The 9,955-nt window shown below is 73.9% G+C and carries 12 protein-coding genes; 3 read left to right on the forward strand and 9 right to left on the reverse strand.

Annotated elements, in window-relative coordinates; genetic code table 11:
- Positions 1-345, reverse strand: a 345-nt coding sequence (locus KME75_RS44285; protein ID WP_219419464.1) for a LysE family transporter, incomplete at its 3' end; no start/stop codon positions are given.
- Positions 346-396: 51 nt separating this feature from the next.
- On the opposite strand from KME75_RS44285, the gene KME75_RS36270 reads away from it, so the two are divergent.
- On the forward strand, positions 397-915 hold the full coding sequence (locus KME75_RS36270) for an Lrp/AsnC family transcriptional regulator (RefSeq protein ID WP_281424841.1): 519 nt from the start codon (positions 397-399) through the stop codon (positions 913-915).
- 35 nt (positions 916-950) lie between these two features.
- On the opposite strand, the gene KME75_RS36275 is transcribed toward KME75_RS36270, so the two are convergent.
- Positions 951-1,943 (reverse strand): LysR family transcriptional regulator, encoded by a 993-nt coding sequence (locus KME75_RS36275; protein WP_219419465.1) that lies wholly within the window; start codon positions 1,941-1,943, stop codon positions 951-953.
- A gap of 74 nt (positions 1,944-2,017) precedes the next feature.
- Between KME75_RS36275 and KME75_RS36280 the strand changes: the two genes are divergently transcribed.
- Positions 2,018-2,872: an EamA family transporter gene (locus KME75_RS36280; protein WP_219419466.1), complete on the forward strand. Its 855-nt coding sequence runs from the start codon at positions 2,018-2,020 to the stop codon at positions 2,870-2,872.
- An 81-nt stretch (positions 2,873-2,953) separates the two neighbouring features.
- On the opposite strand, the gene KME75_RS36285 is transcribed toward KME75_RS36280, so the two are convergent.
- The 6 genes from KME75_RS36285 to KME75_RS36310 form a co-directional block, all read right to left on the reverse strand.
- A complete protein-coding gene (locus tag KME75_RS36285) occupies positions 2,954-4,510 on the reverse strand; it encodes a polyamine aminopropyltransferase (RefSeq protein ID WP_308283403.1) in 1,557 nt (518 codons plus the stop codon).
- Positions 4,511-4,521: 11 nt separating this feature from the next.
- Complete coding sequence (locus tag KME75_RS36290) at positions 4,522-4,986, reverse strand: DUF350 domain-containing protein (RefSeq protein WP_219419467.1); 465 nt, start codon at positions 4,984-4,986, stop codon at positions 4,522-4,524.
- Between the two features lie 37 nt (positions 4,987-5,023).
- Complete coding sequence (locus KME75_RS36295; RefSeq protein WP_219419468.1) at positions 5,024-5,431, reverse strand: DUF4247 domain-containing protein; 408 nt, start codon at positions 5,429-5,431, stop codon at positions 5,024-5,026.
- The gene (locus tag KME75_RS36300; RefSeq protein ID WP_219419469.1) at positions 5,428-5,937 is read right to left on the reverse strand and encodes a DUF2617 family protein; all 510 of its coding nucleotides are present in this window, start codon (positions 5,935-5,937) and stop codon (positions 5,428-5,430) included. The genes KME75_RS36295 and KME75_RS36300 overlap by 4 nt, the downstream gene beginning before the upstream one ends.
- Complete coding sequence (locus tag KME75_RS36305; protein ID WP_219419470.1) at positions 5,934-6,536, reverse strand: DUF4178 domain-containing protein; 603 nt, start codon at positions 6,534-6,536, stop codon at positions 5,934-5,936. Before KME75_RS36305 ends, KME75_RS36300 begins: the two co-directional genes overlap by 4 nt.
- Positions 6,537-6,637: 101 nt before the next feature.
- Positions 6,638-8,035 carry an NAD-dependent succinate-semialdehyde dehydrogenase gene (locus tag KME75_RS36310; RefSeq protein ID WP_219419471.1) on the reverse strand — a complete coding sequence of 466 codons (1,398 nt, stop codon included), beginning with the start codon at positions 8,033-8,035 and terminating at the stop codon, positions 6,638-6,640.
- Between the two features lie 89 nt (positions 8,036-8,124).
- On the opposite strand from KME75_RS36310, the gene KME75_RS36315 reads away from it, so the two are divergent.
- Positions 8,125-9,312, forward strand: a complete 1,188-nt coding sequence (locus KME75_RS36315; protein ID WP_219419472.1) for an LCP family protein — start codon at positions 8,125-8,127, stop codon at positions 9,310-9,312.
- On the opposite strand, the gene KME75_RS36320 is transcribed toward KME75_RS36315, so the two are convergent.
- The gene (locus KME75_RS36320; RefSeq protein ID WP_219419473.1) at positions 9,305-9,832 is read right to left on the reverse strand and encodes an FKBP-type peptidyl-prolyl cis-trans isomerase; all 528 of its coding nucleotides are present in this window, start codon (positions 9,830-9,832) and stop codon (positions 9,305-9,307) included. The two genes, KME75_RS36315 and KME75_RS36320, sit on opposite strands and share 8 nt — an antisense overlap.
- Between the last annotated feature and the right edge of the window lie 123 nt (positions 9,833-9,955).

The raw sequence follows: 9,955 nt of genomic DNA on the forward strand, positions 1-9,955 counted from the left end.
GATGCCCCGCACGACGGTGGCCACCGCCGTGCGGGGAGGCTGCCCGGCGACCGCGGCACCGGGGGGTTCGGCGGGGTGCGCGACGGTGGTGGCGCCGAGCCGGATCAGGTACGCGCCGCCGATCACGGTCAGGGCGGTGAAGGCGACGGGGCTGGCGGCGACGAGCGCGCCGACGCCGGCGGCGACCATGGCCGTCACGCCGAGATAGCCGAGCACGATGCCGGTTGCGGCGGGGACGACGTGGCCGCGCAGGCCCGCGCTGATCGCGAAGGCCCAGTCGGGGCCCGGCACGACGATGAGCAGGACGGCGACGGCCCAGAATCCGAGCACTGCGCTGAGGGCCACGGGGCCTCGCTTCCGGTCCGGATGGTCGAGGACGTATGGGGAACGGTAGGCATGATCCGCCGGAAGATGGTTCCAACTTCTACCCCGGCTGACGTCCTGAGTGGAAATATTTCCCTCGTGGACGCGATCGACCGGAAGATCCTTGCTGAGCTGCAGGTGGACGGGCGGATGACCCTCACCGAACTCGCCGCGCGGGTGCGGTTGAGCGTTTCGCCGTGCCATCGCAGGCTGCGCGAGCTCGAACGCACGGGCGCGATCCGCGACTACCGCGCTGTCGTCGACCCGGTGGCGCTCGGCCTGACGTTCGAGGCGCTGGTGTTCGTCACGATGCGCCAGGAGGACCGGGAGACGCTGCTGGGGTTCGAGGAGGCCGTCACCCGGGTCCCGAACATCGTGTCGGCACAGCGGTTGTTCGGCGACCCCGACTACCTGCTGCGGATCGTGACCGCCGACCTCGCGGCCTACCAGCACCTCGAGGACGACACGCTGTCCGCGCTGCCCGGGGTGCAGCGGCTGAACTCGACACTGGTCATGAAACAGGTCGTCGACAACCGTCCACTCCCGATCTGAGCGGCTCGGAGGTCCCGGGCCGGATGCGTCCGGGATCAGGGCGCGCGATACGTGTGCCGGTGCGGCTCGGGGTCCTCCACACCGTCCGGCCCGTGGTCCCCGCCCGGGCGCAGTGGGAGCGGGAACGAGCCGGCGAGCACCGCGAGCGCAGCGAGCCCGCGCGCGATCGGCGCCTGTTCCCTGCTGCCGCGCCGGACACACGTCAGCACCCGCCGCGACGGGGCCGGGTCGCCGCGCAGCGGGATCCGGACGACGCCGTGGTGGGCGGGGATCGGCGCCAGCCGCGGCATCAGGCACACCCCGAACCCGTGCGTGACCAGTGCGACGACCGCGTTCCACTCCTCGGCGCGGTGGGCGATCCGCGGGGTGAACCCGGCGGCGCTGCAGGCCGCGAGGACGAGCGCGGCGTCGTCACCACGGCCGGGGGCGGCGATCCACGGCTTGGCCGCGGCGTCGGCGAGGTCGGCCGTCGCGGCGGCCGCGAGCGCGTGGTCGGCAGGAACCACGAGGTCGAAGGGGTCGTGCAGCAGCGGCTGCTGGTCGAACCGCGGGTCGTCGGGCGGCGGCGTATCGGGCGCGGGCAGGACGACGGCGATGTCGGCCTCCCCCGCGAGCAACAGAGCGAAGCACTCCGCGTTCTCCGCCTGCACGACCTCAACGGGCAGCGGCGGCGCTGAGTCGCGCAGTCGGGCGGCGGCGGGGGCGAGCAGGCCGGCGACGGCGGTCGGGAACCCGCACAGGCGCAGCGGGGCGGCGACACCCTCGGCGCGGGCGGCGGACACCTCCGCCAGCGCGCGTTCCCAGTCGGCGTACAGCGCGTCCGCGTGGGCGAGCAGCACCCGGGCGGCCGGGGTCAGCCGCACCCTGCGGCCGACGCGTTCCAGCAGGTCGACGCCGAGATCCCGGGAGAGCAGCCGGATCTGCTGGGACACCGCCGACGGCGTCAGGTGCAGCGCCTCGCCTGCGGCGGTGACCGTGCCGTGCTCGTCGAGGATCCGGAGCACGTGGAGCCGCCGGAGATCGATCATTCAGTTCAAGCTACACGAACTCAGTGAGAAAAATGTAGCTGGACGTTGTCTTTGAACTGCCGAACTCTGGAATCATGACCGCATCCACCGACCTGCGCCGATCCCGGACCCCGCCCGCTCCCCTGCTCGTCCTCGGCAGCGTCGTCAGCGTCCAGGTGGGGCAGGCGGTCGGGAAGCAGATGTTCGGCCTGGTCGATCCGGCCGGGGTCGTGACGCTGCGCCTCGGGCTGGCCGCGCTGGTCCTGCTCGCGATCTGGCGGCCCCGCCTGCCGACCGACGCCCGCTCGATCGGGCTCGTCGTCGGGTTCGGCACGGCCATCGCCGGGATGAACCTCATCTACCCGGCGCTGCACCATCTCCCACTGGGCGTGGCCACGGCGCTGCAACTGCTCGGCCCGCTGACGGTGGCCCTGGCCGGCTCCCGGCGGGTGCGTGACGCCGGCTGGGCGGTGCTCGCCTGCACGGGCGTGTTCCTGCTGTACGGGCCGGGCGACGGCGCCCCGCTGCCGTTCGCCGGGGTGCTCCTCGCCCTCGCCTCGGGCGCCTCCATGGGCCTGTACCTGCTGCTCAGCAGGCGGGCGGGCGCCGCATCGGGCACCGGTTCGACGCTGGCCCTCGCCGTGACGTGGGCGGCGATCGTCTCGCTGCCGTTCGGGGTGCCGGCCGCAGGCGCCGACCTGGTGGCTCCCCACGTCCTCGCCGCCGGGCTCGGGCTGGCGATCCTGTCCGCCGTGGTGCCCTACTCGCTCGACCTGGCCGCGCTGCGGCGCCTGCCGCCGCGGGTCGTCGGGGTGCTGGAGAGCCTCGAGCCCGCGGTCGGCGCGCTCGCCGGCGTCGTGCTGCTCGCCGAGCACCTCGCGCCGGCGCAGTGGACGGCGATCGCGTGCATCACGGCGGCGTCGGCGGGCGCCGTCCGGACGCGCGAGTGACCCGGCGTGGGTCGCAGCAAGGTGGCCATACTGCCATCCAGTGACAGTATTGCCACCTTGCCGGCGTCCCGGAGGCACGCCTCACTGGCCGACGTAGCCCTTCCGGGTGTCCTCGACGACCAGCGGCCGGTCGAGTGTGGACGGTGGGAGCACCTGCGGGGCGCGGTCCCGCGGGAACACCGCCGCCGCCTGCAGCACCGCGGCGTCGAGGAACCGCAGCGGTGGCGCGTTCGCCGAGAGCGCGGGTGCCGGCGCGGTCGCCCCCGGCGTGGCCAGGGCGAAACCCCAGTCGCCGAAGCTGGGCACGTGCACGTGGTAGGGGGTGACGGCGAGCCCGGCGGAGGCGACCGTCGACACCGTGCGCCAGTAGGCCGTCGGCGTCGAGTACGGGCTGCCGGCCTGCACGCTCACCAGCCCGCCCGGGTTCAGCGCCGCGGCGACGAGCCCGTAGAACTCGGTGGAGTAGAGCCGCCCCAGCGCCGGGGTGTCCGGGTCGGGCATGTCGACGATCACCGCGTCGAACCCGTGCGCGGCCGGCCCCCGCAGCCAGGTGAAGGCGTCGGCGGCGATCACCTCGACCCGCGGGTCGGCCAGCGCATGGTCGTTCAGCTCGGCCAGCCGGGTGCGCGCGAGCTCCAGGACGGCGGGGTCCAGCTCCACCTGCACGACCTCGCGCACCGACGGGTGCCGCAGCACCTCCCGCGCGGCCAGCCCGTCGCCGCCGCCGAGGATCAGCACCCGCTGCGGGTCGTCGGCGAGCACCGGATGCACGAGCGCCTCGGTGTAGCGGTACTCGTCGAGGCTGGAGAACTGCAGGTCGCCGTCGAGGTAGAGCCGGACGTCGCCGCCCCGTTCGGTCACCACGATCTGCTGGTACGCCGACTGCTCGGCGGCCACCACCGGATCGGCGTAGAGCCGCTGCCGGGCCGTCAGCTCGATGTCGCGCGCCTGTACGAGCAGCACCCCGAGCACGACGGCGGCGGCGAGCAGCGCGGCGGTGGCGCCCCGGCGCGCCCAGGGCCCCATCTGCGCCCGGAGCAGGAAGACCGCGACGACGGCCGCTGCCGCCAGGTTGACCATGCCGGTGAGGGCGGCGCCGCGGATCTGCCCGGCCAGCGGCAGCAGCACGAACGGCCACACCAGCCCCCCGAGCAGCGCCCCGGCGTAGTCGGCGGCGTTGAGGTCGGCGAGGACCTTGCCCGACGTGCGGGCGTCGATGCCGGTGCGGCCGGACTGCAGCAGCGTCATCAGCAGCGGCACCTCGGCACCAACGAGGACGCCGATCACGGCCGTGGCCCCGACCAGCACCGCGGCGCTCGTGCCGTAGAAGGAGAACGTGACGTACAGCGTGACCGCGCTGAGCCCGCCCACGACGCCGAGCAGGATCTCGACCGCCACGAACACGGTGGCCGCGTGCCCCAGCAGCGGCTTGACCAGCAGCGCGCCCGCCCCGAGCGCGGCCACGAACCCGGCGACGATCAGCGACGTCTCGGTGATCCCGCCGCCCGCGAGGCTGGCCGACAGCGTGAGCAGGACCAGCTCGTAGACCAGCCCGCACGCCGCGCAGACCGCGACGGCGGCGAGCAGCAGCGGCCGCGCCCACCGGAGCGGAACCGCACGCGTGCCCGCCGTCGTCACCGGGGTCCCGCTCAGGACAGGGCGGCGGCGTTCACCGCGCCGATCGCGATGAGGCTGATGCCGACCGCCCACGCCGCGCCGGTCATCCGCGGCTCGTTGACGAGGTTGCGCAGGTGCCCGGGCACGAACGCGTCGAGCAGCCGCAGCGCCACGGCCTGCAGGACGACGCCGATGATCCCGTAGACGGCGGAGTCGACCAGGCCCTGCCCGAGGCTGTCGGCGCTGGTCATGATCGCGGTGACCACGATGATCGCCAGCGCGAGATGGTTGGCGCCGAGCAGGATCGCGGCGTTCGGGTTGCGATCGACGTAGACCTGGTGACGCAGGTTGCCGGGGGTGAGCAGGTCGAGGGCGAGGAAGCCCAGGCCCAGCACGACGAAGCCGACGACGAAGAACAGCAGTGTCGCGACGGCGCCCTGCGCGAGCGAGCCGGCGTCGACCGACCCGAACTGCATGGCCTGGGACGTCACGTTCACGGGTTCCTCCTGGACTGTGCGGTCGTGCGGTCTGCGGTCATTTGGCGTCCCCCGGCCCGCCGCTGCCCACCGCGCCGGCCGGTGAGCCCGGGTTGAACCCCGGGCCCAGGTAGGCGAAGAAACCGCTGCGGTAGCGCTCATCGATGTCCTCGACGTGGACCGTGCTGCCGCCCGGGGCGGCGCTGACGATGACGATGTCGTCGTCGTAGCGCAGGTACTCGGAGCCGCCGTCGGCCTGGCGGGCCGCCGGGGGCACGGCGGCGACGATGTCGGCGGTCGTGGTGCCGACGGGGGTGGTGGCGCTGTAGGTCTCGCTGTCGCCGCTGCTGTTCTGCAGCTCGTAGGTGTCCTCGAGGTGGTCGCGGATGTCGTTGTCGATCCCGCATCCACCCAGCACGAGCGCGGCGCCTGCCAGGACGGCGGCGAGCGCTCGGCGCGCCCTCACGGCGTCCACCTGCTCTGCGTCGTCACGATCACGCTCCTCTCCGCGCCCGGGTACAGGTGCCAGGTCTCCCACGTCCAACCGCCGCCGGGCAGTGCGGCGGCGGTGAGCGCGGTCAATGCGCCCGCGGCTCCCGGGAAGGCCGCGCAGAGCCAGTGGTCGTCGCGTTCGGCGACGGCCCGCAACCGGGCCGCCGTCGCGTCGAACTCCGCGCGCGGCACCTCGGTGACCGCGGACGTCATCGCGTAGCCGACGGCCTCGGCGCGCTCCGGCAGCTCTCGCCCGCCCGCGGCCAGCGCGTCGCAGGAGACCTGCTCGGTGAGCCGGTGCCCGCCGACACCCGCGGTGACGACGTGCGACGCCCCGAGCACGCCGAGGGTGAGCGTGCCGGCGGTCCCGTCGTGCAGGGTGAGCTCGGCCAGCGCGGCGGGCGCGGGCGCGCCGAGGAGCAGCCCGAGCGCCTCGGCGCTGACGTCGCGCGGCTCCACGTCCAGGTCGTGGAGGCTCATGTGCCCGGCGCCGCGTGGTAGACGGTCAGCTCGCCGCGCAGGACGCTGCGGCCCGTCGAGACCTCCCAGGACTGGGTCGGCGCCCAGCGCTCGAACGCGATGAGACCCGTCTTGTCGGCGGTGGCGTAGTCGGCGTACTCCACCGTGCCACTCGGCGGCGTTCCGGTGGTCCCCTCGGCGGTGTAGGTGGCGCGGCCGCGCTCGATCTGGCGGTGGACCTTGTCGTCGAGGATCACGTCGCCCTCGGGCGTGAGGCCGGTGCCCTCGCGGCGCATCCACAGCGTCATCTCGAGCTCGCCCTCGTCGTCCTCGACGGTCAGCCACCGGCGGCCGGTGGACCCGTCGAGCAGGTGCTCGCGCCAGGTCATCCCGCCCTCGGTGAGGACGATCGTGCCGCGGACGACATGGTCGATCCCGGCGTAGGTGATGATGTCGCCGACGCCGATCAGGTGCGGGTCGTAGACGTCCGGCTCGTTCGCCAGCGGATCCTCCCGCCGCGGCGCCGTCTTCTTCCGCGACTCCTGCCGCCACCGCAGAACGAGGACGACGACGCCGACCAGCACGAGGATCACGAGCAGTGCGAGCAGCAGTTCGGTCATGGTGCGGCTCCCGGGGCGGACAGGCGGCGGATCGGCGCGACCCTACCGGGTCGATCATCCGGGGCGAGTCGTTACGCCCGCGGTGCACCCGTCCGCGGCCGCTACTCCACCGCCACCCCGCCGCCCTGCTCGTCGCCGGCGATCCACACCGTCTTCGCGTTCACGAACGACCGCGGCCCGAACGCCGCGAGCTCCCGGCCGTACCCGGAGTTCTTCACCCCGCCGAAGGGCACCTCGGGCGTCGACTCGGTGTACTTGTTGATGTACATCATGCCGGTCACGACCTCGGTGACGAACCGCTCCTGCTCCGCGGGGTCGTGCGTCCACGCGCTGCCGCCGAGGCCGAAGGACGAGTCGTTGGCGATGCGGATGGCGTCGTCGACGCCGCTGGCCCGGAACACCGTCGCCACGGGGCCGAACAGCTCCTCGCGGTGCCCCGGCGAGCCCTCCGGGATGTCGACGAGCACCGTCGGCGGGTAGAAGCTCCCCGGCCGGTCCAGCGGCGCCCCGCCGGTGAGCACCCGGCCGCCCGCCTCGACGGTGTCGCGAACCTGCTGGTCGAGGGTCTTCACGGCGTCGTCGGAGGACATCGGGCCCATGTCGGTGTCGGGGTCCATCGGGTCGCCCACCCGCAGCGCCTCCATCCCGTCGACGAGCCGGCGGGTGAACTCGTCGGCGATCTCCTCGTGGACGATGAACCGCTTCGCGTTGATACAGGACTGCCCGTTGTTCAGGGTGCGCGAGGTGACCGCCTGCGTCACGACGTCGTCGAGGTCGGCCGACGGCATGACGATGAACGCGTCGCTCCCGCCCAGCTCCAGCACGCTCGGCTTGATCATCTGTCCGGCAGCGGCGGCGACCTGCCGGCCGGCGGGTTCGCTGCCGGTCAGGGTGACGGCACGGATCCGGTCGTCGCCGATGATCCCCTCGATCGCGGACGAGCCGACGAGCAGCGTCTGGAAGACGCCGTCGGGGAACCCGGCGCGGCGCAGCACGTCCTCGATGGCGAGCGCGCACTGGGGGACGTTGGAGGCGTGCTTGAGCAGCCCGACGTTGCCCGCCATGAGCGCGGGTGCGGCGAAGCGGAACACCTGCCAGTACGGGAAGTTCCACGGCATGATCGCGAGCACCGGGCCGAGCGGCTCGTACCGGGTGAAGACCTTCGCCCCGGCCACGTCGTGCGGCTCGTCGGCGAGCATCGCCTCGGTGTGCTCGGCGTAGTGGCGGCAGCCCTTGGCGCACTTGCCCACCTCGGCGACGGCCGACGTCAGCGTCTTGCCCACCTCCAGCGCGGCGAGCCTGCCGAGCTCGTCGGCCTCGGCGTCGAGGATGTCGGCAGCGCGGGAGAGCCACCCGGCGCGCTCCGCGAACGACGTCCCCCGGTACGTCGCGAACGCCTCGGCCGCGTTCTGCAACTTCTCCTGCACCTGGTCGTCGGTGAGCGCGTCGAACGTGCGGACCTGCTCACCGGTGGCGGGATTGATCGTCGCGATGGCCATGCCGGGGGCGTACCCGCTGCGTTCCGGGGCGACGCACGCTCCCGTCCCCGCGGCTACAGTGGGTGAGGGGATACGACCGACGGGGGGACATGGGCGCGAGACGGACGCTGGGCGTGGTCGCGCGCTCGCTGGTGGCGCTCGCCTCCGTCACCGCGCTGGCCGCCACCGGACTCGCCTGGACCCTGCAGCAGCAGCTCGGCGACGCGGTCACGAGCGACACGATCACCGATCGCGCCCCGGTCGCGGAGGGTGAGGCGTTCACCGCGCTGCTCGTCGGCCTCGACGCCCGCACCGACGCGAACGGCGACCCGCTGCCACCCGCGCTGCTCGAAGCGCTGCACGCGGGGCCCGACGAGGGCCAGCTGCACACCGACACGATCATCCTGCTGCACGTCCCCGCCGAGCCCGGCGCGCCAGCCGAGGCGATCTCGATCCCGCGCGACTCGTACGTCGAGATCGCGGGCGGCCGCGGCACCCACAAGATCAATTCGGCGTATCGGCGCGGACTCGAGGACGCCGAGGAGGCGCTCGCCGCGCAGGGGATCACGGGTGCCGACCTGAACCGGCGCGCCCGCGAGGCCGGCAGGCGCACGCTCATCGCCACCGTCGAGGAGCTCACCGGGGTGGACGTCGACCACTTCGCCGAGATCAACCTCGCCGGCTTCGTCGAGCTCACCGAAGCGCTCGGCGGCGTGCCCGTCTGCCTCAACGCACCCGCCCGCGACTCCTACACCGGCCTGGACCTCCCGGCGGGCCCGCAGACCGTGACCGGAGCGGGTGCGCTGGCGTTCGTCCGGCAGCGGCACGGGCTGGCCGACGGGGACCTCGACCGGATCGCCCGCCAGCAGGCCTTCATCGCCGGGCTCGCGCAGCAGCTGTGGAGCGCCGGCACGTTCACCGACCCCGCGCGGCTGCAGCGCCTCGTCGGCGTCGTCACCGACCACGTCGTGCTGGACCGGGGCTGGGACCTGCGCGACGCGCTGGCCCAGCTCGGCCGCCTCTCCGGCGCCGACCTCACCTTCCGCACCATCCCGACCGGCCGCCCCCGACCTGCAGGCGCCCGTGGACGGGGTCGCCGTGCAGATCGACCCGGACGAGGTGCGCCGCTTCGTCCAGGCGGTGATCTACGGGACCCGGCTGGCCGCCACGCCCACGCCGACGGGTCCGCCCGCGGTCGTGGCGCCCGCCGGCGCCGACCCGACCACCGCGCCGGCCACACCCCCGCCGCCCGCGATCACCGCCGACGGCATCCCCTGCGTGGACTGACGCTCAGCTGATCCCGACCAGGTCCACCACGAACACCAGCGTGGACCCGCCCGGGATCGGGCCCTGGTCCCGGTCGCCGTACCCCAGCTCCGGCGGGATGACGATGACGCGCCTGCCGCCGACCTGCATGCCCTCGATGCCCTGCGCGAAGCCGGGGACCACGCCGTCGAGCGGGAACTCGACCGGCGCCCCGCTCTCCCAGGAGCTGTCGAACAGCGTGCCGTCCTGGTAGAGCGTGCCGGAGTAGTGCACCTCGACCGTGTCGTCCAGCGTCGCGGCGGGGCCGGTGCCCACCACCACGTCCTGGGTGACCAGCTCGGTGGGCGGCTCCCCGGTACCCGCCTGCGCCTGGCTCGGCGCCGCCAGGTCGGTGGGGTCGCCCGTGAGCGGCGGGACGCCCGCCGCCGAGCCCGCCGGCGTGGGAGCCGCCGCCGGCGCCTGTTGCTGCGCGGCGGGGGCGGGTTCGCCGCCGCCACAGCCCGCGACCGACACGAGAACGGCAGCGGCGGCCACGAGGAGGGAACGCTTCATGACACCCAGTCGACCACACCCCGCCTCGGCGGGTGCTGCCGCGGGTTCGCGGTCGGACCCCAGCGGCAGGAGTCGGGCGACTCGGGCGCCGGAAACGGGCGACTCGCGGACCTTCCGCGAGTC

Origin of the sequence: Pseudonocardia nigra, from assembly GCF_019396355.1 — a bacterium.
In the GTDB taxonomy this organism is placed as follows: Bacteria; Actinomycetota; Actinomycetes; order Mycobacteriales; family Pseudonocardiaceae; genus Pseudonocardia; species Pseudonocardia nigra.

Excerpts from the sequence above, each read along its gene's own strand:
- KME75_RS36270 (WP_281424841.1), top strand. The coding sequence starts at position 397 with ATGATCCGCCGGAAGATGGTTCCAACTTCTACCCCGGCTGACGTCCTG.
- KME75_RS36275 (WP_219419465.1), bottom strand. The coding sequence starts at position 1,943 with ATGATCGATCTCCGGCGGCTCCACGTGCTCCGGATCCTCGACGAGCAC.
- KME75_RS36280 (WP_219419466.1), top strand. The coding sequence starts at position 2,018 with ATGACCGCATCCACCGACCTGCGCCGATCCCGGACCCCGCCCGCTCCC.
- KME75_RS36300 (WP_219419469.1), bottom strand. The coding sequence starts at position 5,937 with ATGAGCCTCCACGACCTGGACGTGGAGCCGCGCGACGTCAGCGCCGAG.
- KME75_RS36305 (WP_219419470.1), bottom strand. The coding sequence starts at position 6,536 with ATGACCGAACTGCTGCTCGCACTGCTCGTGATCCTCGTGCTGGTCGGC.
- KME75_RS36310 (WP_219419471.1), bottom strand. The coding sequence starts at position 8,035 with ATGGCCATCGCGACGATCAATCCCGCCACCGGTGAGCAGGTCCGCACG.
- KME75_RS36315 (WP_219419472.1), top strand. The coding sequence starts at position 8,125 with ATGGGCGCGAGACGGACGCTGGGCGTGGTCGCGCGCTCGCTGGTGGCG.
- KME75_RS36320 (WP_219419473.1), bottom strand. The coding sequence starts at position 9,832 with ATGAAGCGTTCCCTCCTCGTGGCCGCCGCTGCCGTTCTCGTGTCGGTC.